Annotated in this window: 19 protein-coding genes, 1 tRNA gene and 1 other annotated feature; of the genes, 2 read left to right on the top strand and 18 right to left on the bottom strand. The window is 58.5% G+C overall.

Going from position 1 to position 21,899, the window contains the following annotated elements:
- Nucleotides 1-5 precede the first annotated feature (5 nt).
- The 3 genes from N675_RS11190 to N675_RS11200 all read right to left on the bottom strand — a co-directional run bounded on the left by N675_RS11190 (nucleotide 6) and on the right by N675_RS11200 (nucleotide 3,140).
- Nucleotides 6-1,679, bottom strand: a complete 1,674-nt coding sequence (locus N675_RS11190) for a CTP synthase (RefSeq protein ID WP_038040002.1) — start codon at nucleotides 1,677-1,679, stop codon at nucleotides 6-8.
- A gap of 29 nt (nucleotides 1,680-1,708) precedes the next feature.
- Entirely contained in the window at nucleotides 1,709-2,350 is a 642-nt protein-coding gene (locus tag N675_RS11195; protein WP_038040004.1) for an MBL fold metallo-hydrolase, read from the bottom strand.
- 109 nt (nucleotides 2,351-2,459) lie between these two features.
- The gene (locus N675_RS11200; RefSeq protein WP_051914670.1) at nucleotides 2,460-3,140 is read right to left on the bottom strand and encodes a regulatory protein RecX; all 681 of its coding nucleotides are present in this window, start codon (nucleotides 3,138-3,140) and stop codon (nucleotides 2,460-2,462) included.
- A gap of 75 nt (nucleotides 3,141-3,215) precedes the next feature.
- Between N675_RS11200 and N675_RS11205 the strand changes: the two genes are divergently transcribed.
- On the top strand, nucleotides 3,216-3,854 hold the full coding sequence (locus N675_RS11205; RefSeq protein WP_051914671.1) for a YdcF family protein: 639 nt from the start codon (nucleotides 3,216-3,218) through the stop codon (nucleotides 3,852-3,854).
- Nucleotides 3,855-3,892: 38 nt separating this feature from the next.
- On the opposite strand, the gene leuS is transcribed toward N675_RS11205, so the two are convergent.
- Both leuS and N675_RS11215 read right to left on the bottom strand, forming a co-directional pair.
- Nucleotides 3,893-6,376, bottom strand: coding sequence for a leucine--tRNA ligase (leuS, locus tag N675_RS11210; protein ID WP_038040009.1), 2,484 nt, complete (start codon nucleotides 6,374-6,376; stop codon nucleotides 3,893-3,895).
- Between the two features lie 79 nt (nucleotides 6,377-6,455).
- Nucleotides 6,456-6,671, bottom strand: a binding site (T-box leader).
- Nucleotides 6,672-6,714: 43 nt separating this feature from the next.
- Nucleotides 6,715-6,786, bottom strand: a tRNA-Ala gene (locus tag N675_RS11215).
- A gap of 172 nt (nucleotides 6,787-6,958) precedes the next feature.
- Here N675_RS11215 and rimO point away from each other — a divergent pair.
- Nucleotides 6,959-8,380, top strand: a complete 1,422-nt coding sequence (rimO, locus tag N675_RS11220) for a 30S ribosomal protein S12 methylthiotransferase RimO (protein WP_038040011.1) — start codon at nucleotides 6,959-6,961, stop codon at nucleotides 8,378-8,380.
- Here rimO and N675_RS11225 read toward each other — a convergent pair.
- The 13 genes from N675_RS11225 to N675_RS11285 all read right to left on the bottom strand — a co-directional run bounded on the left by N675_RS11225 (nucleotide 8,325) and on the right by N675_RS11285 (nucleotide 21,866).
- Nucleotides 8,325-9,302 (bottom strand): lysophospholipid acyltransferase family protein, encoded by a 978-nt coding sequence (locus tag N675_RS11225; protein ID WP_051914672.1) that lies wholly within the window; start codon nucleotides 9,300-9,302, stop codon nucleotides 8,325-8,327. The genes rimO and N675_RS11225 overlap by 56 nt on opposite strands.
- A gap of 28 nt (nucleotides 9,303-9,330) precedes the next feature.
- Nucleotides 9,331-10,011, bottom strand: a complete 681-nt coding sequence (locus N675_RS11230; RefSeq protein ID WP_231578025.1) for a CDP-alcohol phosphatidyltransferase family protein — start codon at nucleotides 10,009-10,011, stop codon at nucleotides 9,331-9,333.
- Nucleotides 10,012-10,066: 55 nt separating this feature from the next.
- Entirely contained in the window at nucleotides 10,067-11,110 is a 1,044-nt protein-coding gene (locus N675_RS11235; protein WP_038040014.1) for a DUF1648 domain-containing protein, read from the bottom strand.
- A gap of 77 nt (nucleotides 11,111-11,187) precedes the next feature.
- Nucleotides 11,188-12,723 (bottom strand): peptidylprolyl isomerase, encoded by a 1,536-nt coding sequence (locus tag N675_RS11240; RefSeq protein ID WP_081887079.1) that lies wholly within the window; start codon nucleotides 12,721-12,723, stop codon nucleotides 11,188-11,190.
- A 49-nt stretch (nucleotides 12,724-12,772) separates the two neighbouring features.
- Nucleotides 12,773-13,078 (bottom strand): 30S ribosomal protein S18, encoded by a 306-nt coding sequence (gene rpsR / locus N675_RS11245; protein WP_038040015.1) that lies wholly within the window; start codon nucleotides 13,076-13,078, stop codon nucleotides 12,773-12,775.
- 29 nt (nucleotides 13,079-13,107) lie between these two features.
- Nucleotides 13,108-13,566: a single-stranded DNA-binding protein gene (locus tag N675_RS11250; protein ID WP_038040016.1), complete on the bottom strand. Its 459-nt coding sequence runs from the start codon at nucleotides 13,564-13,566 to the stop codon at nucleotides 13,108-13,110.
- Between the two features lie 56 nt (nucleotides 13,567-13,622).
- The gene (gene rpsF / locus N675_RS11255) at nucleotides 13,623-13,940 is read right to left on the bottom strand and encodes a 30S ribosomal protein S6 (protein WP_081887080.1); all 318 of its coding nucleotides are present in this window, start codon (nucleotides 13,938-13,940) and stop codon (nucleotides 13,623-13,625) included.
- A 133-nt stretch (nucleotides 13,941-14,073) separates the two neighbouring features.
- Nucleotides 14,074-14,997 (bottom strand): homoserine kinase, encoded by a 924-nt coding sequence (thrB, locus tag N675_RS11260; protein ID WP_051914673.1) that lies wholly within the window; start codon nucleotides 14,995-14,997, stop codon nucleotides 14,074-14,076.
- On the bottom strand, nucleotides 14,984-16,315 hold the full coding sequence (thrC, locus tag N675_RS11265) for a threonine synthase (protein WP_231578026.1): 1,332 nt from the start codon (nucleotides 16,313-16,315) through the stop codon (nucleotides 14,984-14,986). Before thrC ends, thrB begins: the two co-directional genes overlap by 14 nt.
- A gap of 15 nt (nucleotides 16,316-16,330) precedes the next feature.
- Nucleotides 16,331-17,290 (bottom strand): ABC transporter permease, encoded by a 960-nt coding sequence (locus tag N675_RS11270; protein WP_081887081.1) that lies wholly within the window; start codon nucleotides 17,288-17,290, stop codon nucleotides 16,331-16,333.
- A gap of 33 nt (nucleotides 17,291-17,323) precedes the next feature.
- The gene (locus tag N675_RS11275) at nucleotides 17,324-18,283 is read right to left on the bottom strand and encodes an ABC transporter permease (protein WP_038040018.1); all 960 of its coding nucleotides are present in this window, start codon (nucleotides 18,281-18,283) and stop codon (nucleotides 17,324-17,326) included.
- 128 nt (nucleotides 18,284-18,411) lie between these two features.
- Complete coding sequence (locus N675_RS11280) at nucleotides 18,412-20,307, bottom strand: peptide ABC transporter substrate-binding protein (RefSeq protein WP_038040020.1); 1,896 nt, start codon at nucleotides 20,305-20,307, stop codon at nucleotides 18,412-18,414.
- A 353-nt stretch (nucleotides 20,308-20,660) separates the two neighbouring features.
- Nucleotides 20,661-21,866 (bottom strand): hypothetical protein, encoded by a 1,206-nt coding sequence (locus N675_RS11285; protein WP_231578027.1) that lies wholly within the window; start codon nucleotides 21,864-21,866, stop codon nucleotides 20,661-20,663.
- Nucleotides 21,867-21,899: the final 33 nt, after the last annotated feature.

Genomic DNA, 21,899 nt, shown 5'->3' on the forward strand with positions numbered 1-21,899 from the left:
TCCTATCACAAACCACGGATCGGCTGCAACTCTGTGCGCACCGGCTCAACTGCAAGCAGCGGCAGCGGCCGCTGGTCACCCTCGCGCAACACCTGCTTTGCCGCGCCAATAAATGCGCGGAAGAGCGGGTGCGGATGCGTCGGACGAGACTTGAATTCCGGATGAAACTGCACCCCAACGAACCAGGGGTGATCACGCAGCTCCATGATTTCAACATACCGACCATCGGGAGAATGGCCACTGACGATGAGCCCGGCGTTGCGGAACCGCTCGAGATACGCGTTGTTCACCTCCCAGCGATGGCGGTGCCGCTCCGAGATCAGCGCGGTGCCGTACGCTTCAGCCGCGCGGGTTCCAGGCACCAGGCAGCAGGGATAGGCTCCTAAGCGCATGGTTCCGCCAAGATCAACACCTCGCTGATCCGGCATCAAGTCAATAACCGGGTGAGGGGTTTCCGGATCAATTTCCGTGCTATTCGCCCCGGTCAAGCCCAGGACGTTGCGCGCAAATTCGATAACCGCCATATGCAAGCCATAGCAGAGGCCGAGATAGGGAAGAGCATGTTCGCGCGCATACCGCGCCGCAAGCATCTTCCCTTCTACCCCGCGCGGGCCAAATCCGCCCGGCACAACAATGCCTGAAACATGCCGAAGAGCTTGCTCCAGTTCAGTCCGCGTCACCGTGGTGGCATTGATCCAGACAATCTCAACGCGAACGCCGTGGGCAAGGCCAGCGTGGGTCAGCGCTTCGGCGACGCTGAGATACGCGTCGTGTAATTCGACATACTTCCCCACTAACGCAATCCGAACGCGTGGGGCATCGGCCTTGAGCTGCGCTACAAGCTCACGCCATTGCGTGAGGTCAGGAACCAGATCACCCCAGCCGAGCGATTCGCAAAGATATTGCCCTAATCCTGCTGCTTCGAGTAAGAGCGGCACTTCATAGATTGTCTCGGCAGTTGGCAAGAGAAAGACCGCTTCTTCCGGCACATCCCCAAAGAGGGCGACTTTTGCACGAACGCCATCATCGACTGGGTAATCGGTGCGGCAGATGATGATGTCGGGTTGAATGCCAATGGCGCGCAATTCCTTGACGCTGTGCTGGGTCGGCTTTGTCTTGACCTCCCCAGTTGCCTTGATATAGGGGAGCAACGTGACGTGGACGTAGAGGACGTTGCGCCGTCCTTCCTCGCGGCGCATCTGCCGGATCGCTTCAAGAAACGGCTGCCCTTCGATATCGCCGACCGTACCGCCGACCTCAACAACGACAACATCAGGCTGGTGTGCTTCGGCAGCCGCGCGGATACGTGCTTTGATTTCGTTGGTGACATGCGGAATGACCTGAACCGTGCCACCAAGGTACTCGCCACGCCGCTCCTTTGCGATCACCGCTGAATAGATCTGGCCAGTGGTCACGTTCGAGGCTCGGCTCAGGTTTTCGTCGGTAAAGCGCTCGTAGTGACCAAGATCAAGATCAGTTTCCGCACCATCTTCCGTCACGAAGACTTCGCCATGCTGATAAGGCGACATTGTCCCTGGGTCAACGTTCAAATAGGGATCGAGCTTCATGAGTGCGACACGCAGTCCGCGGCTTTTCAACAGCCGACCAATCGCTGCTGTCGTAATTCCCTTGCCTACCGAGGAAACAACGCCGCCAGTCACGAAGATATACTTCGGCATCCGCAGCACCTCCAGCCGAGCGTTGGCGCTTAGCCCCCTGGTGTGAGCACGACCACTTGCAAGGTGTCGCCCAAGTCACTTTTGCGAATGGTCAACGTCTCACGTGGCACAACTTCGGCTGCGCCCACCTCACGCAAAAACGCATCAAGCGGCGCGCGATCGTGATCACCACGTTCAGTGCGATACTGCAACGGCACAACGACTGCAGGCTCAATCTGCCCGATAATTTCAACCGCCTGCTGTGGTGTGATCGTTGGCGGTCCGCCGACGGGTACCAGCAAGACATCAACGACACTCAGTTGTTCGGCCTGAGCATCGGTTAAGACGTGGCCGATATCACCGAGGTGACAGATCACCAGGTCGTCGAGTTCAAAAAGATACGTCGTGTTCTTGCCGAGACGTTTGCCACCCTCGTCATCGTGAAAGGTGCGAATCCCGGTGATAAACGCCCCCCGAATTTCGTACTCACCTGGCCCCTCGAGGAGGTGATAGGGCTCACGAACCTGGTCGAGGGCTCGATGCCCAGGATGATTGTGCGTAATGGCCACCACGTCGGCCCGCTGGCGACTCATTTGATACCCAGTTGTTGGCGAGACGGGATCGATGATGATAGTAAGATCACGAGTACGAATGCGGACACACGCGTGGCCAAACCACTTGATCTCCGCCATTCACCACCTACCTGCGGTCGTCAAGCGGCTCATCGAAGGGGCGTTTGGAAGTGAGCACTTCCAGCTGCCTATCTGAGTATAACAGTGTCCGTTCACCCGGGCAAGCAGTCTACGTTTCCGGCTCGTCATCGAGCGTCTCAGCGATGCCAACTTCGCGCAGCACTGTTCGGATCGTCTGCCAGGAGAACCCCCGCCGCTCGAGCATCCCCGCTAAGCGTCGTCGGGCGACGCGTTTCGGCACCTGCGTGAGTCGGGGAGCCTGCTTGGCGACAAACTGCCGCGCTGCTGCAAGTTCGTCATCGGCAGTTGGCAAGACCGCTTCGGCAAGCTCGGGCGCAACCCCCTTCTCGCGTAACTCCTGGAGCAGCCGCCGCCGTCCACGTGCCTGCTGGCGGCTTTGCACCCAGAGGGTTGCAAATGTGGCATCATCCACATACCGCCATTCCTGCAATTTCGCCACGGCTTGATCAATGGCTTCCGTTGAGAATCCTTTTCGCTGCAGGCGTTGGCGAATCTCGTGGGCACTCCGTGGGCGAGCAGCGATCAGCCGCAACGCAGCGTCAAGCGCTTGCTTCTGTTCGTCTCGCAGCAAAAGCGATGCAAAGGATGCTGCATCAAGTTCCTGGCCGACAGCCAAGCCTTGCTGGGCCGCAACCTCAGCCGAGATCTCACCAGCGAACGTGTCATTGAGATAGATCGCAATGCGCTCACCAGTGCGGCCACGCGGGACGAGGCGTGTGATGCGTCCGCTTATTCCTGTGGGAGAGGGTTGCCGGCCCTGACGCTCCATACCGCACACTCCTTCTTGTTAAGTATGCCGAGACAGTGCCATGAGTAGAATCGGGGGAGAACAGTGGGAGGTTCTGTGACAGAGGTTACATTCCCAACGCGTCGGACGGTACAACCCCTTTCCCTCACGCGCATTCTGAGCCTGCTGCTGCTCACCGGAGGTCTTGCCAGCGCTGTTGGACTCGCCGTCGTGATTCTCGCAATTTATGTCGATGCGCGAACCGATGAACGCGGTCCAGCCGACGCGATCATTGTGCTCGGTGCCGCACAATATGGCGGACGGCCTTCAAGCGCGTTTCGTGCTCGGCTTGATCATGCAGCAACGCTCTTCCGAGCAGGTTTTGCCCCACGGATTGTCCTCGTCGGCGGTACAGCCAGCGCTAGTGAGCCAACGGAAGCTGAGGTTGGCGCAATCTACCTCGAGCATCTCGGGATTCCACCGAGCAGTTTGCTGGTGGTGCCTAATGGCCGCAATACCTGGGAAAGCCTGGTCGCGGCCAAGGAGCCGCTTCACCGAGCGGGTGTGCGCCACCTCCTCGTCGTCAGCGATGGCTTTCATCTCTTCCGAACGAAGCGCATGCTCCACGACCTTGGATTTGCCGCTCGCAGCTCGCCAACACCAACCAGTCCAATTCGCCGCGGCTCGCGCGTTGAATATGCCTACATGGTGCGCGAGCTTGGCGCTTACCTGGCGTATCTCGCCGGATACGCCTAGGCGCAGCCAAGCTCGCACATCGTCACGCCCGCACAGGATTATGGCGTGCGGACGACCAGGTTGACGAGCCGTCCTGGGACATAGACGACCCGTTCAATGTCCTGATTATCCAGGTACGGGCGAACGCGCTCGCTCGCCTTTGCCTGTTCCACAACCTCCGCTTCAGAAATCGTCGCTGGCACGAGCAATCGGTCACGCACACGGCCATTGACCTGGACAACGATCTCCACCATTTCTTCAGCAGCAAGCGCCGGATCCCAGGTTGGCCACGGCTGCTGGTGAATGCTGTACGGCTTGCCCAGTCGTTCCCAGAGTTCTTCGGTAATGTGCGGTGCGGCAGGCGCAAGCAAGAGCAAGAGCGTCTCAATTGCCTCGCGCCATGCTGGCTGCCGGACGACGTCCGTGTCACGCAACCGCGACAACTCGTTCACCAGTTCCATCATGCGAGCAATAGCCGTATTAAAGCTGAAGGTTTCAAAGTCTTCGGTAACCGCCTTGATCGTGCGGTGCAGCAGGCGCCGCAGCCCCTGGGCTTCCTGCCCATCCGGCAAGTCGGGCGCAATGTCAGCGGTCTCCGTCGTCAGCGCCCACACGCGGTTGAGGAAGCGTTGCACGCCGGCAACGCCCCGAGAACTCCACGGCCCGCCCTGGCTCCAGGGGCCGATGAACATCAAGTACAGTCGGACGGTGTCGGCACCCATTTGCGCAACAAGGTCATCGGGATCGATGACGTTTCCCCGACTCTTCGACATCTTCTCGCCGTCTTCGCCCAGAATCACACCGTGGTTAAACAGGCGAGTAAACGGCTCGCGGTGGTTGACGAGGCCTAAGTCGGCTAACGCCTTCGTCCAGAAGCGAGAATAGAGCAGATGCAGAATCGCGTGCTCGATACCACCAGTGTATTGATCAACAGGCGTCCAGTAGGTGACTTTCTCGGACTCAAACGGGCCATCGGCGTAATGTGGACTGAGATAGCGATACCAATACCAGGAGGAATCGACAAAGGTGTCCATTGTATCAGTTTCACGGCGGGCTGGCCGCCCACACTGCGGGCAGGTGGTATGCACAAACGTTGGGTGCGTGGCCAGTGGCGACTGGCCGGTCGGCATAAACTCGGCATCGTCGGGAAGCAGAACCGGTAGCTGTTCCTCTGGCACGGGCACAATGCCACAGGCATCACAGTAAATGATCGGGATGGGCGTCCCCCAATAGCGCTGGCGCGAAATGAGCCAGTCGCGCAGGCGATAGGTTACCTCGCGCTTCCCGATGCCTTGCTCTTCAAGCCAATCGATCACCCGCCGAATCGCTTCACCCTGGGCCGTTGGCGTGCCATCAAACGGGCCAGAATTGACCATGACACCGTCGCCGTCATACGCTTCGGTCATCGTCGCCGGATCAAGCGTTGCATCCACTGGCTGGATGACTACAACAATTGGCAGGTTGAACTTGCGGGCAAATTCAAAGTCGCGTTGGTCATGGGCCGGCACAGCCATAATGGCGCCAGTCCCATACCCCATGAGCACGTAATCAGCAATCCAAATCGGGATACGCTGCTGGTTCACCGGATTGATCGCGTAGGCGCCGATAAAGACACCAGTCTTTTCCCGTTCAGTCGATGTGCGCTCAATGTCACTCCGACGGCGAGCTTGCTGGACATAGGCCTCGACCTCAGCCCGACGATCAGGAGTGGTGAGTTTCTCAACCAGCGGGTGCTCGGGGGCCAACACCATGAACGTAGCGCCCCAGAGCGTGTCGGGCCGCGTCGTGAACACCTCGATCGGATCGCCATGCTCGGTTCGGAAGACGATGCGTGCACCTTCAGAGCGGCCGATCCAGTTGCGCTGCATCGTGACGACCTGTTCGGGCCACTCAATCCCATCGAAGCGCAGCAACTCTTCGGCGTATGCCGTGATCCGCAAGAACCACTGCTCTAGGTCGCGGCGGTAGACTTCCGTCCCACAGCGCTCGCAGCGGCCAGCAATGACCTGCTCATTCGCCAGCACTGTTTGACAGTTCGGGCACCACCAGACGGGAGCTTTCGCGCGATAGGCCAGCCCTCGCTTATAAAACTGCAGGAAGAACCACTGGTTCCACCGGTAGTATTCCGGCTGACAGGTAATAACTTCTTTGGTCCAATCGAACATTGCGCCCATGGTGCGGAGTTGCTGCTTCATGCGCTCGATGTTTTGCATGGTCCAGATCCGCGGGTGAATTCCGCGCTTGATCGCAGCATTCTCCGCAGGCAACCCAAACGCGTCGAAGCCGAAGGGGAAGAGGACGTTGTACCCGCGCATGCGCCGATACCGTGCTGCGGCATCAGCGGGCGCATAGGAATACCAGTGACCGATATGCAGATTCCCGGACGGATAGGGGAACATCACGAGGTGATACCACTTTGGACGGGAGGGATCCTCAGCCGTATAGGAATAAATCCCGGTTTCTTCCCAAATTTTTTGCCATTTTGGCTCAATCGCTTGCGGATGATACTGCTCAGTCTGGCGATTCTGCTTGGTGATTGCCATGGTCCAGCCTCCTTCGTCTGACGCTGGCGTTCGATCCTGTCCCGGTCAGGTAAGGCACTTGACCAGAAGGCCCGCCCCCTGAAGGGACGGGCCTTGCCGTGGTACCACCCTCCTTGGTCAGAAGCGAGCGCTCCTGACCCACTCGAAGCGCGCTAACGGGCGCATCCGGAGCCTGCTCCTGATTCGCAGACTCAGCTCCGAGGCGAGTTCACGCGCGGCAGGTCAACCAGGCTCCCACCCCTCCCTGGCTCGCTGACGACGCCCGCGCGCTACTCCTCCTCTTCAACGCCGATCATGCTTTGTATGAGCGTGCGCCTTGAGTGCGGCATAAACCCCTGTGGAGCTGGGGGGACTCGAACCCCCGACCCCAACGCTGCCAGCGTTGTGCTCTCCCACTGAGCTACAGCCCCATACTGCGCCACACTCAAAGGCGCAACATCGAGTATAGCAGACGGACGCTCCGCCGGTCAATTTCCCGAAGCCTCCTTAGTACCTAGCCGCAATTGTCTCGCGTTGCGCATACTTCCATCGCGATACGATGCGGCCCAAAGCGCCGCAGGATAGAGAAGCAAGGAGCAGAGAGTGGCCAAACAGGACGCGCGCTTTCATATCATCACGCTCGGGTGCGCAAAGAATCAAGTCGATTCAGAAGGCATGGCTCAGGCGTTGAGCGCCTGCGGGCTGCAGTTGTCACCAACCCCCGAAGACGCTGACGTTATTATTGTCAATACCTGCGGGTTTTTAGCCGCGTCCCGAGCAGAATCAGTCGCCGCCATTAACGAGATGCTCGCGCGGCGGCGTCCAGGCCAACGCGTGATCGCCGCCGGCTGTATGGTCAGCCTCGATGCACATCGCGCAGAGATCCCCTCAGCTGTTGACGCGATGATCTCAACGCGCAACTGGCCACAGATTACTGAGCTCGTTGGGCAACTTTTGGACATTCCGATTGCGCCGGCACGACCGGCAGACGAGCGTCCAGGCCTCGTCACTACCTTCCAGCGGACACCGACGCGTCGTCCCAGCGCCTACGTCAAGATCGCCGACGGCTGCGACCACGCCTGCTCGTTCTGTACGATCCCCTTGATCAAAGGACGCCAGACCAGCAAACGCCCGATGGAGATTGTGCGGGAGATTCGCGAGCTGGTCGACGCTGGCGTGAAAGAGGTCGTCCTCGTTTCGCAAGATACGATCCGGTATGGAGCTGACCTTGGCATTCAGCATGGATTAGCTGGCCTCCTTCGGCTGATTGGGGAACAAGTTCCCGCGTTGCCCTGGCTCCGGCTGCTCTATCTCTATCCGAGCCCACTCATCTTCCGCGTCATCGACGCCATGGCCGAAGTGCCGGCATGTGTCCCCTACATCGACATGCCGATTCAGCATGCTGATCCTGAGATTCTTCGAGCAATGGCGCGGCCGAGCAATCTCGATCAGTACCGGCGTATCTTTGCCTATGCGCGTGAGCGCTTACCGAACGTCGCCCTCCGGACGACGGTCATCGTCGGCTTTCCTGGCGAAACAGAGCAGCACTTCGAACGGCTCTGTGCATTTTTGGAGGAAATTGCCTTCGATCACGTCGGTGTCTTCACCTACTCCCGCGAACTCCTGACGCCGAGCGCTCGTCATGAGCAGCAGGTCCCACCGGATATCGCAGAAGCGCGCCGGGCAACCATTATGGAACTGCAACAGCAGATCTCGCTTCGGAAGAACCGGGCGCTGGTCGGCCAAGTTCTGCCGGTCTTGATTGAGGGAGTCGGTGAGCTTGAGGCAGAAGACGGCTCAACCGAGCCCATCTCGGCCGGTCGCGCCGCACGCCATGCTCCCGAGGTAGATGGCCTCGTTTTTGTTCCAGGCGCGTGGCCGATTGGGGAATTCGTCCCCGTCCAGATTACGGAAGCTGGGCCGTACGACCTTTGGGGTGAAGCCCAGACCAAACGGCAGGCGCAGCGTGTCAGTAGTAATGGGCGAAACGCTCGGTCTCGCCGAGGACGAAAGGCATCGGCATAAACTGCGGACGCTGCTCAGGCCAAACCCGTTGAAATGTGACCCACTGCCCTGGGGTCTGGCGAATTGAGGCTTCGAGCATGGTTGCAATCCGCAAAAGCGCTCTGCGCAAATCGCGCTGTGCGTCAGCTGTTTGTTCAACGTAAAATGGCGGCTCAATGATTAACTGATAGCCACGAGCAAGCCGGCGGGCGAACGCGGCAAGAATTGGCGCATTCACCGCGCGAGCCAAACGCACCGGCCCAAGCGGTAAGATGGTCGCCTTCCCAAAGAAGGGAACCAGTTCCCCGCGGCCACTGAAATCATGATCGGCAACCATACCAACAAACTCACCGCGGCGAAGGGCCTGTATCGCACGGCGTAGGCCAACTGGTGACACGCGTTCAAGGCGGAGGCCGCGGCTGCTTCGCAATTGCAAGACCGCAGCATCGACAAGATGAGGCACGGTTCGAGCTGTAAGGGCAACAAACGGCAGGCGGCGCGCTGCCAGTAATTGCCCAACGTAATCGAACGCACCAAGATGCGCAGTTACCACAACTGCACCGCGACCTTGCTGCTGTAAGGACTCAACGGTTGCCCACTGCGCTGGATCAACCCAGATGGAACGAATAATTTCCGCATCGGAGAGGGAAGGAACACGCAGGAGATCGAGAAAGTTACGGGCACTTGTCCGAAAGATTTGCCGAGCAATACGCTCAACGTCCGGGCTATTCAGCGAAAGATCAAATGCGGTTGCGACATTGTGCAGCACATTTTGCCGGTAGTGGGGCAACAGATGGTATGCGAGATCCCCGACACGGTCCGCGAACGTATACGCCGGCTGAAGCGGCATGATGTCCGCGAAGCGGCTGATAAGTTGCGCCAGCCGCCCCATCGTCTCGCGCTCAGCTCGTGTGGTGTGTTCTGTTGTTCTCTCGTGTTGCATCTCCGCCCTCCACCGGCATACTGCAATTCTAGCGGAGACGCGTCGATGCTGCTGGATTCTCGGACTGCGGCGGATCAGCCCGATTGATGTGCTGGATATAAGGCAACGCATCGACCAGCACCGGCAAACCGCGCACGACGACGAGCGCAAGGGTGACATAGACCGTCACCCAGCCGACGGTGGTAAAGCCAGCAACCGTATAGAGCGCATGGAGCGGATCATTGCCCGATGGAGCATGCCGAGCAGCAACCAGGCCAGAAAGAAACGCGAAGGCCAAAAGCTTCGCCACGCCATAGAGCGCACGCATAAACCGCGATGCTGTCAAAAACCGCGTGAGTGTCGTCCGTGCCATCGTCTGTTCACCAAATGGCGTCTTGCCTTGGTTGAGGGCAACACTCCGTAGTGCATCGACCAGGAACCCACGCGTTACCACCAAGAGCGGAGCCCAGACACCAATGAGCCCGAGGTCGGCAAACACAATCCAGAGGGCATTTTCGACGACGCGATCACCGGCAATATCGAGGATGGCGCCAAATGCGGTCGCTTGCCCAGAGCGTCGTGCCACAATCCCGTCAACAGCATCGCCAACAAAGACGATGAGCAGCAGCCCGACCGCGAAGAGGACGACGGTATAGCTCGAGCTGTAGAGCATGGCGATGCCGACAAAGAGCAACGCAACACGGGCTAGGGTAATCAGGTTGGCCACCATCGCCTCTCCCCTATCGCCCCTGTGCCAGGTTGACCGGCGAGCCGGTCAATGCGGATTATCCGCGAATGACCGAAAATAACGCCACCCAGGTGACGAGATGAACAAGGCTTGTTAATCCGACGAGAAAGCGAGCTGCCATGCGGTCGATCTGAAAGAGCACCCAGGCCAGTACCAGATTTGCCACAGTCACCAACGTTGTAATAATGGGCAAAATCCAGATCTCTTGTCGATCGCCGATGCGGTCGGGCAGGCCATTGGCATTCCAATGGAGCACGAGCGTCTGGGGCAGGCGATTGTACTCGATCAGCAACAAGAGGATCAGGCCAACATTGAGGAGGACAGCGAGGATGAGGAACGTACGCAGAAGTGGGTCATCGCGAACGACCTGCACCGGTGACGGGAGGTGAGAAATTGGCCGAGCCCTGCGTAACAAGGCGACTGAGCTTCGCATCGTGCGCGGCTGAGCCTCCTCGAGGGATACCCGTGGCAGCGAACCGGTTATCTGCCGTTTCGCTGCCTGCGGCGACCAGGTTTGCTGGACGGCGCGTTGGGCAAGCGTGAGTTGCTCGAGGAACTCAGCAGAATGCATCGGCGAAATAGCAAAATGTGCCGTATCCGTCGAAACAAGGAGTTGACGGCTCAGCGACTGCGTTGCAACGACATGCACGGTGCCTAAGGCAGTATCAAGCTGATCCACGTAGTAGCCAGGCCAGAAACGCAGGCGGCGGTTTCGCGCAAGCCCAAGGATGGGTGCTGCTGGCCCCGCATAGGTAATGCGCTCAATCGGCACGCGGTGCCGCTGATGCGCCCACTGAATCCAGAGCTCTCGGCCAACAATGCTATAGCGCATCGAAAAATAACCAATGAGCAAATAGGCGAGGAATCCGCTTGCCCCGACGGCTGCCATCGCCGCCAGACCAATGAGGATGCGAATCAGGGTGGAGTGTTCCGGTGAAAACGCGATCAACAAGCCAAGAACACCAATACCCAAGAGAATAGCGGCGACCATGCCAGCGATGAGGACGCCACGGGATCGAGCCGCCCGCATATGAAGCACCGGGGGAGGACGGAGCTGTTCTTCGGCTACATTCGACTCCATAGCGGCCTACGCCTCATCTACCCATACTCCGCGTCGCACGCAGCTCCCTCTAATGGTAGAGCAGCGCACGCCAGCGGTCATGGGGTTGGCGTCGCCTGTGCCGCTGGCGTGCCAGCAGGAACTGGTGGCGTGCCGGTAGGCGTGGGGCCTGGCGTCGGTGTTGGGAGCGGCGTTGGTGTTGGCGTCGGCGGCGCATCCGGCGGTGGTTCAAAGGGCGCCGGAACCGACGGCGTCACTGCCGGCTGTAAGCCAGCGTGCCAGACAATCTTCGCCTGCTGATGGAGCTGATCAAGCCATTGCTGCAGCTGACGATCTCGCAAGACTTGGAGCATGTTCACGCTGAGCGGCCGATCAGCCTCGCGCTCCAGCACCTTAATGACGTGCCAGCCATATTCAGTCTTCACTGGGCCGCCAAACTGTCCGGGTTGCAACTGGAATGCCACATCGTCAAACGCCTTGGGCATATAGCCACGCGGGAACCAGCCGAGATCTCCACCATTGACCGCCGTTGTCGAATCGATGCTCAACCGCTTGGCGAGATCAGCGAAATCAGCACCCTGCTGCAGTTGCGTAATGATCGCTTTGGCGGCGTCTTCCGTTGAGACGAGGATATGCGCCGCATGAATCTGCTCGGCACGCAAGGGAACACGTTCCTGGAGCACCCGCTGCACTTTCTCGCGCGCAAGCATCGGGCGAACGTAGAGGCGCTTGAAGTCTGAAAGTGACATGCCGGTCTGATTCAGCACAGAGCGCTGATACTGGCCAAGCTGGGCTGTCGCTGTTGCCTGAGCCTGGCCGGGAGAAAGTGTTGGCGTTGGAGTCGCTGTTGGAACCGGCGTGCCTGGTGTACTGGTTGGTGCCGGTGTACCGCTCGGTGTGGCACTCGTGGTCGGCGTCGTTGTGGCAGGGGTTGCCGTCACGGACGCTGCTGGTGTTGGCGTACTACCCGGCGTCCCTGTTGGCGTCGTGCTCGCTTTCGCCGGCGTTGCTGTGGCAGTTGCAGACGGTGTTGGGGTCGGTGTCGGCACTGTTGCCGTTGCGGTCGCCGTGGCCCACGCGGCCGCTGTCGCATCAACGCCGAGGGTGGGGGTTGGGGAAGCGAGCGGGGCAGGAGCAAAGAAGCTGAGCAGATACTGGTCGACTTCCTGATCAGAGATGGTCACCCCAAGGTCGCCCATGTGCTGGACAATCAGGAGGTCGTCAACCATCTGGTCAAGCGTTGAGCGATCGACAGGATCACGCTCGACCGTCGAGAGCTGTGACTGCGCTTGCTGGGCAAGCTGCTGATACTGCACGCTTTGCTGCCCTGAGACAAGGCTTGCCAGTTGCTGGTACTGGGCAATCTCGTTGAGCAGTACCAGCTTGCGCATCTTCCAATAGTCACCCCGCGTAATTTGTTGGCCATTGACCTCGACCAGGACTTGGCGGGGCAGATAGAGGTACTGATACGCTGAGCCAACGCCAAGAATGACAAAGACCAGGGCAAGCGTAATAACGGTGACCAGAATGACCAGCCGTTGCTGGGCTTGTTCACGCTCTCGACGGGTGCGGCGCCGTTGAGGCTCGGTGGCAAAACGATCCCCTCTAAACCGGCGCCGGATCCGGTCAAGCATGCTTTGCTCCTAACCCCTCCTCAGTTGTCCACCTGCGGCGCCGTTCACCCTAGGCAACGAACGGCAACAAGGCAAGATGGCGCGCACGCTTGATAGCGACCGCAAGCTGTCGCTGGTGCTTGGCGCAAACACCGGTCGAGCGACGAGGCTCAATCTTGGCATGCGGTGAAATATAGCGGCGAAGGCGTCCAAAATCCTTATAGTCAATCACCTTCACCCCTTCGACGCAGAACGGGCAGACCTTGCGGCGCGGGTAATAGCGGGCTGTCCCAGTCGGTCGGCGCGCCGTCGTTTCTTCGGCTGCTCCCTGCGCCGTTGCTGTCGTCTCTTCCTGCGTTACCGGTTCATCGACCATCGTTATCCAACTCCTCCGCGACACGTCTGCTAAAAGGGAACGTCTCCGAGATCTTCTTCTTCACCTGGCGCTACGCCGTACTCCCCTGGGAAAGTATTCCCACTCTCCCAATCGCGGCCTGATACCGTCTCATCGCCGATATCGGCCATGTCACTGCGGGACGAGAGCACGATCACGTTGTTGGCGATGATCTCGGCCACTGCTCGCGGCTGGTTCATCCGGTCAAGGTAGGCCCGCACCTGCAGGCGCCCCTCGACATAGACACGCGCGCCTTTGCGCAGCATCTGGTCCGAGATCTCAGCAAGACGGTTCCAGCAGATCACCCGGAACCATTCTGTTTCATCAGTCCACTGGCCCTCAGCGTCACGGCGGCGCCGATTAACCGCGACGCTGAACTCCGTCACCGGCGTGCCACTCGGGGTATAGCGCATTTCCGGGTCGCGTCCGAGGTTGCCGATAATCTGGATACGATTGAGCCCCCGCGACATTGTCTTCTATCCTTTCCCCTGCCCCGGCACGCCCGACACGCTCGTGTAACCTCCACCTATTTGTCTTGACGAACGAGCAGGAACCGAATCACCTGTTCATTGATCCGTAACTCTTGCTCGATCTCGCGAGTCTTCGATGGTGGGAAGGTGAACGTATAGAGCACATAAATCGCATCTTGAAAATGCTGAATAGGATAAGCTAGGCGCCGGCGCCCCCACGGCGTGTCACGCTTGATCTGCGTGACGGTTCCGCCGAGAGACGTCAGCAGTTGCTGAATGCGCTCGACGGCCGCGTCGAGACCATCGCTCGCAAGATCAGGCCGGAACAGCACCATCAACTCATACGGCCGGGGTTCAGGCTCATAGCGTGGCAACGGTTCCTCCTTTCCATGGGCTTACGCTGGCTCGCGGCGCGGGCCGTTGCCAGATCCCGCGTCCGTCACAGCGCAGAAAGGCTCACACCTGCTGGCCCGAGTGCCAGCGTCCTGTTGAGTATACCCAATTCACTCAGGGATTCACCGTATCAGGCTCAACGTCGCGTTCAGCTATGACGTGACATTGCGCCCCGTGTTCAACAACCGGAAGCACGGCAATGTCAGCAGGGATGTCACGCTGGGCAGCAAACTCACGAAACGCGAACGCTACCTGCTGCACTCGCTCGTTGCTCGTCAACGCGATGACAGCCGGTCCAGCACCGCTCAGCGCCGCACCAAACGCCCCGGCATTGCACGCAACAGCGATCGCCTCCGGCAAGTAGGGATAGAGACGAGCGCGGTACGGCTGATGAAGCTCATCCGTCATCGCTTCTCGCAGCAACTCAAGTTGTCCGGTCGTGAGCGCAAGCGTCAGCAGCGCACAACGAGCCGCGGTGGCGACCGTCACCGTCCGGGAAACGGTGTGCGGTAGGACTGCACGCGCTTCGCTGGTATAGCCATGGGCATGCGGAATAAAGAGGACCGCCATGAGTGGGACACGCAACGGGATCTGGTACGCACGAGGATGGTCGGCCGTACCATAGGCGAGGACAGCACCGCCGAACAAGGCAGCCGCGACATTGTCACCATGCCCCTCGAGGCTCCAGGCAAGGTGCAAAAGCTCGCGTTGCGTCAGTGGTGCCCCCAGCAACGCATTCGCGGCAACTAATCCCCCGACAATTGCAGCCGCTGAACTGCCTAACCCCCGTGCAACCGGGATCGCTGAGGCGACTTCAACACGGCAGGATGGCAATGAACGGCCGGTAGCCTCAGCCACGACGTGCATCGCTTCTTCAACCAGATTGCGCCCACCATCGGGAAGCGGCGAGACCACATGGAAACGCGATGCCGGTAGCACCGTGATAGTCAAATAGGATCCGAGCGCAAGTGCAAGCGAATCGAAACCCGGGCCAAGATTGGCACTCGACGCTGGAACGCGAACGTTAAGCCAGGGCATCGAGCACCTCACGCAGTGCAGCAAGAGTCGGCTCGACAACGATCGGGCGGTTCACCCACGCAGGGGAAGGCTCAGCGGCGGTCTGATGCATCGCCATGATTGTCTCAGGATCCTTGAGCACGTGACCAGTCAACACGGCGACGACGTTGGACTTCGCGTCAATGACACCCTCGCTGATCAGACGTCGCAGGCCAGCGACGGCAGCTGCAGAGGCTGGCTCACACCCGATGCCGGCGCGGTCGATCATCGCTTTTGCTTCGAGAATCTCCGCATCGCTAACGGCAGTCACAACACCGTCTGTGGCGACGATCGCATCACGTGCCCGCTCGTAGTTCACAGGATTGCCAATACGGATTGCGGTTGCGATGGTCTCAGCTTGCACCGGCGAAAATGCGGTAAAGCGCCGCTGGAAGGCAGCATAGAATGGCGCTGCCCCCTCAGCCTGGACGGTCGCCAGGCGTGGCAGGCGCGCAATAAGGCCAGCAGCGTGCGCACGTACTAATGCCTGGCCAAAAGCGGCCGTATTCCCAAGATTGCCGCCCGGCAGGACAATCCAGTCCGGCGCGTCCCAGGCAAGCTGGTGTAGCATTTCAAACATAATTGTCTGTTGCCCGAGCAGCCGGAATGGATTGACCGAGTTCAAGAGATACAGGCCGAATGCTGCGCTTGCCTCCTGGACCAGCCGCATCGCCGCGTCGAAGTCGCCGCGGATTTGGACAATCCGCGCTCCGTAGGCAATTGCCTGGCCCAACTTCGCAGCCGTAATCTTGCCTTCAGGCAAAAAGACAACAGCTGGTAAGCCAGCAAGAGCTGCATAGGCTGCAACCGAGGCAGAGGTATTCCCTGTTGAGGCACAGGCGACGGCCCGAGCGCCAATCCAGCGAGCGTGACTGACCGCAACGGTCATGCCACGATCTTTAAACGAGCCGGTAGGATTTTCCCCTTCATGCTTCAGCCAAAGCTGAGCGCACCCAGCCCATTGGGCGATGCGTGGCACAGGGTAGAGGTTTGTATTCCCTTCCGGCCGCGTGACAATGACAGGAGATGGTAAGGGAACAAGGAATTCGCGATAACGCCAGACGCCACTTCGGTCGAGCAGGTCATGACTCGCGAGGCGTCGCGTGAAGACATCACGATCAAGGCCAGATGGAACCGCGATATCGAGGTCGAGGAGTCCTCCGCAAGAGCAACGTCCAGGGGCTTGCTGTGCTGGATATTGCATGCCGCATGCGCGGCAACGCAAGGATGGCATGGCATCGGCGTCCAACGCCGTCACTGGCGTTGTCATTTGCCCTGGACGATCGTCAGCTCCATCCATCCGAACCGCCTCGCCCTAGACATTCATCCGCCGCGGATCGAGCGCATCACGGAGACCGTCACCGACGTAGTTGATGCAGAGGACAGTAAGGAAGATTGCAAGCCCTGGGAAGATTACCATCCACGGCGCAAATTCAATCATGTTCTGGCCATCGTAGAGCAAGCGCCCCCATGTTGGAATGTCTGGCGGAAAGCCGAGACCGAGGAAGGAGAGCGCGGATTCCGTGATGATCGCTTCCGCAACACCAAGCGTTGCCGCAACAATAACGGGGCTCAGGGTATTCGGCAGGATGTGCTTCACAATAATGCTCAGCGTCGGTACACCAATGCAGTGAGCGGCTTCAATGAATTCCTTTTGCTTGATCGAAAGGAAGGAAGCACGCACCAGACGGGCAACCGGCATCCAGTTCAGCGCACCGATCACCGTCACAATCAGGATAAAGGTACCAAGCTGGAGACCAAAAATCGCCTTCATGCGATCGCGGAAGAGATAGGTTACGAGCAGCAACAGTGGCAGACTGGGCAAGGAGATAAAGAGGTCGGTTAGACGCATTAAGAGCGAATCGATGAGTCCACCGAAATAGCCTGCGAGTGATCCAATCGTTGTACCGAGGAAAATCGAGACAAGCATGGCCACGATGCCAACAGCGATCGAGATCCGTCCACCCCACAGAACGCGGGCCAGCATGTCATAGCCAAGGTCACTTGTCCCAAAGGGATGCTGCAGCGACGGAGGTTGCATTGCCTGGGCCATGTCAAACACATTCCACGGAATTGGCCAAACGAGCGGTCCAATAAGCGTCGCAAGAACAATAACAACAAGAACACCAACACCAAGGAGGGCAAGACGATGGTGTCGGAATTGTCGCCAGGCATCACTCCAGAGTGAGCGCGGCTTCTGCGAGCGAAGTCCAGCCAGGCGCTCGACGGCTGCCGGCGTTGCTGCTTGCACTTGTCCTCCCGTCACTTCTGCCATCCTGCACCCCCCAACTGCCCGGCAGGCGGGCGCCTAGTCGTATTTGATCCGTGGGTCAAGGACGCCGTAGAGAATGTCGGCGATCAAATTAAAGAGCACAACGAGTACCGCAAAGATGATGGTAATCGCCATCACAACCGGAGTATCGCTGTCGTTGATCGCCGAGATTAAGAGCGACCCCATGCCCGGGACACGGAAGATCTGTTCGGTAATGACCGCGCCCGTAAAAACGCCTGGGATGCTTAACGCAACGATGGTGACGACAGGAATTAAGGCATTACGCATCACGTGGCGCGTGATGACCGTAAACTCACTGAGCCCCTTGGCGCGGGCTGTCCGCACATAATCCTGCGGGATCGCCTCAAGCATTGCCGCACGAGTGTAGCGCATCAGTGTCGCTGTCTGGAAGAGACCAAGCACCGTGATCGGCATAATGGCCTGTTTAATCTTTTCCCACAGTCCAGCTAAGCCCGGAGTATCGATGGTTGTGCGGTAAATCATTGGAAGCCATCCAAGTTTGACGCTGAAAATGAGAATTAACAGCAAGCCGGTAAAGAAGGTGGGGAGCGAGAAGCCGATAAACGCAAATGTCGTCGCGATATTGTCAAAGATCGAATACTGTTTCACGGCCGAAATGACACCGATGGGAATAGCCAGCAGCACCGAGATCAGGTACGCCGTCCCGATCACGTAAATCGTCGTAGGCAAGCGCTGAACAATCAAGTCGCGCACCGGGCCGTGGGTACGGAACGAGTACCCAAAATCACCCGTTGCCATGGACTTGAGCCACTTGACGTAGCGAACCGGAATAGGCTCATCGAGCCCAAGGCTATGGCGAATTCGTTGACGCACTTCCGGCGGAACAGCTGGATTAACCGCGAACTCCGACAGCGGATCACCTGGAGCAAGAGCCAAGATCGTGAAGATCACCACACTGATCGCCAGCAACGTCGGAATTGCTGTGAGTATTCGCCGGATCAGATAGCGCGTCATCGCACACCTACCTCATCACCGCAATTGCCCCGCAAGAAGGCCTGCAGGCACGTCCCGGCAGACTACACGCGAAGAACAGAACGGGAGAGACAGGAAGGTCATCCTGTCTCCCCCCTCAGGATACGCCGTTATTGCGTGCGAACCCAGTTCGCAATATTCCAGGTATCATCCGTCCAGCCAGAAAGATTCAAGTTGGAGAGATTCTTGGCCTTTACACCAACAAGCTTCCGGGCAACAAGCGGAATGCTGACGACATTGTTGACGACGAGATCGTTCATCTGAATAAAGAGTTGCTTCTGCTTCTCTGGGTCGAGTTCGGTCTGCGCCTGCTCGTAGAGCTTATCGTAGTCGCTATTCTGCCAGCGCTCGTAATTATTGCCAGACCAATTATTTGACTTCTGCGCGATGTTATCGGGCTTCCCATACCAGCTGACCATATAATCGAGCGGATAGACGGAGGAAGGACCGTTGGTAAACATCTCAATATCAGTGTAGAAGTGAGCGGCGGTATCTGGGTTACCAGGATCGCTGGAGAAGAAGACCTTCGCATCAACCGTCTTCAGGTTCACTTTAATGCCAACTTGCTCGAACGCCGCCTTAATAATCTCTTGCGTCCGCTGGCGAACCTGGTTGACCGTCGTCTGGTAGGTGATCTCCATCCGGACGCCATTCTTCTGGCGGACGCCGTCCGGCCCTTTCGTCCAGCCAGCCTGGTCAAGCAACGCTGCGGCCTTCTGGGGATTAAACTCCCACTTCGTATTGGGCGAGACAAACGCCTTCGGCGCCACGAGAACATTGCTCGTTGCATCGCCAGCCTGCCCATAAAGCTGCTTGGCAATCACGTCACGCTGGCAGAGCAACGCATAAGCCTGCCGGACGTTCGGGTCAGATTGGAAAGGATGCGGATTGCCAAGCTTCGAGCGCTCGCCATCAACCTCTTTGTTTGGATCAGTAAAGTTGATGAGGATGCGCTCCACATTCGTTGCACTACCTGTAACTATTTCTCCTTTGCCACCTTGCATAAGCTGATTGAGAATGCTTGGCTCGACCTGAATGTTCCAGGCATAGTCATACTCGCCGGTTTGCAGAACAGCGCGCGCTGCGCTCGCCGCATCCCCACCACCTTTCATCTCAACGGTGGCAAAGAAGGGCTTATTGGGATCACGATAGTTCTCGTTAATCTCAAAGGTAATCACGTCGCCAGGCTTGAAGTCCTTCACCTTATAGGGGCCAGTGCCGACTGGATTGAGGTTAAACGGAGCGTTCTGCAGCTTCGAGCCGACGTAGTCCTTGAGGATATGCTCAGGGACGATCATCCCGTAGGGGCCAACAAAAACGTTCATCCAACCCGGCGTCGGCTGCTTGAAGTTAATCTTGACGGTGTAATCATCTGGGGTTTCAATCGAATCGATGACCTCATAGTTGGCAGCCGTTGTCGCATTGGAGTCCTTGTTGGAAACAAGCTGCCAGGTGAAGAGCACGTCCTTCGACGTGAACGGCTGACCGTCCGACCACTTGACGCCTTGCTTCAGCTTCCACGTGACCGACTTGCCGTCCTTCGCTACGCCACCATTTTCGAGTGACGGAATCTCAGCTGCGAGAACTGGTACCAGCTGGCCATTGTCATCAATGTCAGCAAGCGGCTCGAGGACGATGTGTGATGCATCAAAATCCTTCGTTCCCTGCGACAGATGGGGATTCAGGATCGTTGGGGCTTGCCACCAGAGCAGCTTGAGCTGCCCGCCGGCACCACGCTTTTGTGCCGTTGGCTGGGTCGTTGCTGTCGCAGCGGGCTTGGTTGCGGTTGCTTGTTGCGTGGTGGCCTGCGTTGGCGAAGGCTGCGCCGCTGGAGCCGTTGTCGGCGTTGGCGTCGCATTCCCGCCGCCACCACCACAGGCTGCAAGTAGCGCAGCAATCGCTGGCGCACTCAACCCAAGCGCAGCCGCACGTTTGAGCACCTCACGTCGGTTCATCGTGCCAGCAAGCGCAGCCTGACGGAGCTCCTCAAATGCCGATTGGCTCATGGGACAGCCTCCTCCTCTGTGGTTCCCATCACTGCCTGCTCCCGCAGATGCTGTTTCCGTTCTGTCATCGCCGACTTGCGACGCCAGACGGAATGACGGCGTCATTCTAAGACGCCGAATGCGATCTGTCAAGAACGACCGAAGCCCTCCCGATGGTTTTTAGGGCGGTCAACGCATGTCACACCCGCGTCACCGACAGGAAGTCGACGCAGCGTTGGCAATGAAAGCTCGCTGCCTCCGTGCTGCGCTCCGTTGCCAAGAAGAGCGTCCTTGAGGCTAAATCACAGGTGCAGCGGCGATATTGAGCACACACCGATCGATCAGCAGCCACAATGACCCGGCACAAACGCTGTTTAAATCGGCATACCAGTCTCGATGAGGCACGGCCACAGGGCATCAGCGACGCGGAATGGATCGCTCGCTACAACGCTCGCAGCATAGAGTTCCATTGCGCCAAAGTCGGATGTACGCGACAGTGGATCACCCCGGTCAAGTACTCGAACGACCACCGGAAAATCGCTCCAGTCTTCGCCGGTTGCCGCAAGCGGTGGCAGCCAGATCACCAGATTAAACGAGACAACGTTCAAATCGTCGACAAGACAACGGAGTGTGCGATAGATCATGTGACCAAGATCACGATTCAGCTCAGGTGCATAGAGCACAATCTCTTTTTCTTTCAGGGGAACAATGCTCGCCATAACCTGAATCTGCCCGATTTGCCTGCCAAGTCCGAGTGCCGCGTGCAGCGCAAACCAATCGGCGAAGTAGCTGCTACCCGTTGCCTGACGATAGTGTTCGGCGGCTTGACGCTCACGTTCAACCTTGCCGTAGTGAATCCCACGGGTCAAGCTAATCTGCGCATGACCGTGCGGGATGGAAGCCCCACTCTTCCAAAGACAGTTCCACATGAAAAGCGGATACACCGCTTCCTGGTCATACTCGTGTGCGCGGCGAAGCCATTCTTGCGCAACCTCAAGCACATCTAAGACGAGGGCTTCGTGGAACGCAAGAGGATCATGCTCGTGAAAGATAATCACGCCATGGAGACCATCATACTTCGCGATGTTGCTTGCTGTTAGCGCATAGCGACCTTGAACACGCCCAAAAATATCCTCCGGCGTGTTGAGCTCAGGCTCGCAGAATGGATCCGGAGCCGTCTTCGCAAGCTCATCGGCCAACTCAGCAGGAATTCGGGCGCCGAGGGGGCGCCGTGCCCGTAACTCGTTGAAGAGCGTGGCATCAAGCGTCCAGCGATTCGTAACCTTCACGACCTTTTGCCTGAGCACAGCCTCCGTCGAACCGAAGTAGCGCTCCACCCAGCGGGTCATGTGGGCCGGCAGGACAAGCTCTCCCACCGTTTCGTCGACACGCAACAGTCGATCGAAGCGTGCTCGATCTTCGGGTGTCAATCCCTCACGTAGCTCGAGAAGATGCAAAATCGATCGTCGTGCAACTTCTTCATGAATTGGCGTACATGCACCGTCCATCAATGTGTCGGTTCCCTTCCCTCTGGCAACGATCATGCTGCGTTCGTACGCGTGATAGTGCCATTGTAGCATATCCTGAGACCTTAGCCGATTCGCCAGGTCTCA

It is taken from the genome of Thermorudis peleae, assembly GCF_000744775.1.
In the GTDB taxonomy this organism is placed as follows: domain Bacteria; phylum Chloroflexota; class Chloroflexia; order Thermomicrobiales; family Thermomicrobiaceae; genus Thermorudis; species Thermorudis peleae.

What these genes read in the sequence shown, in the direction of transcription:
- rpsR (WP_038040015.1), bottom strand. Translation starts at nt 13,078, where the DNA reads ATGGTCGATGAACCGGTAACGCAGGAAGAGACGACAGCAACGGCGCAG.
- N675_RS11250 (WP_038040016.1), bottom strand. Translation starts at nt 13,566, where the DNA reads ATGTCGCGGGGGCTCAATCGTATCCAGATTATCGGCAACCTCGGACGC.
- N675_RS11240 (WP_081887079.1), bottom strand. Translation starts at nt 12,723, where the DNA reads ATGCTTGACCGGATCCGGCGCCGGTTTAGAGGGGATCGTTTTGCCACC.
- N675_RS11230 (WP_231578025.1), bottom strand. Translation starts at nt 10,011, where the DNA reads ATGGTGGCCAACCTGATTACCCTAGCCCGTGTTGCGTTGCTCTTTGTC.
- N675_RS11195 (WP_038040004.1), bottom strand. Translation starts at nt 2,350, where the DNA reads ATGGCGGAGATCAAGTGGTTTGGCCACGCGTGTGTCCGCATTCGTACT.
- thrC (WP_231578026.1), bottom strand. Translation starts at nt 16,315, where the DNA reads ATGGATGGAGCTGACGATCGTCCAGGGCAAATGACAACGCCAGTGACG.
- leuS (WP_038040009.1), bottom strand. Translation starts at nt 6,376, where the DNA reads ATGGCAATCACCAAGCAGAATCGCCAGACTGAGCAGTATCATCCGCAA.
- N675_RS11275 (WP_038040018.1), bottom strand. Translation starts at nt 18,283, where the DNA reads ATGACGCGCTATCTGATCCGGCGAATACTCACAGCAATTCCGACGTTG.
- N675_RS11235 (WP_038040014.1), bottom strand. Translation starts at nt 11,110, where the DNA reads ATGGAGTCGAATGTAGCCGAAGAACAGCTCCGTCCTCCCCCGGTGCTT.
- thrB (WP_051914673.1), bottom strand. Translation starts at nt 14,997, where the DNA reads ATGCCCTGGCTTAACGTTCGCGTTCCAGCGTCGAGTGCCAATCTTGGC.
- N675_RS11200 (WP_051914670.1), bottom strand. Translation starts at nt 3,140, where the DNA reads ATGGAGCGTCAGGGCCGGCAACCCTCTCCCACAGGAATAAGCGGACGC.
- N675_RS11270 (WP_081887081.1), bottom strand. Translation starts at nt 17,290, where the DNA reads ATGGCAGAAGTGACGGGAGGACAAGTGCAAGCAGCAACGCCGGCAGCC.
- N675_RS11285 (WP_231578027.1), bottom strand. Translation starts at nt 21,866, where the DNA reads ATGCTACAATGGCACTATCACGCGTACGAACGCAGCATGATCGTTGCC.
- N675_RS11225 (WP_051914672.1), bottom strand. Translation starts at nt 9,302, where the DNA reads ATGCAACACGAGAGAACAACAGAACACACCACACGAGCTGAGCGCGAG.
- N675_RS11190 (WP_038040002.1), bottom strand. Translation starts at nt 1,679, where the DNA reads ATGCCGAAGTATATCTTCGTGACTGGCGGCGTTGTTTCCTCGGTAGGC.
- N675_RS11280 (WP_038040020.1), bottom strand. Translation starts at nt 20,307, where the DNA reads ATGAGCCAATCGGCATTTGAGGAGCTCCGTCAGGCTGCGCTTGCTGGC.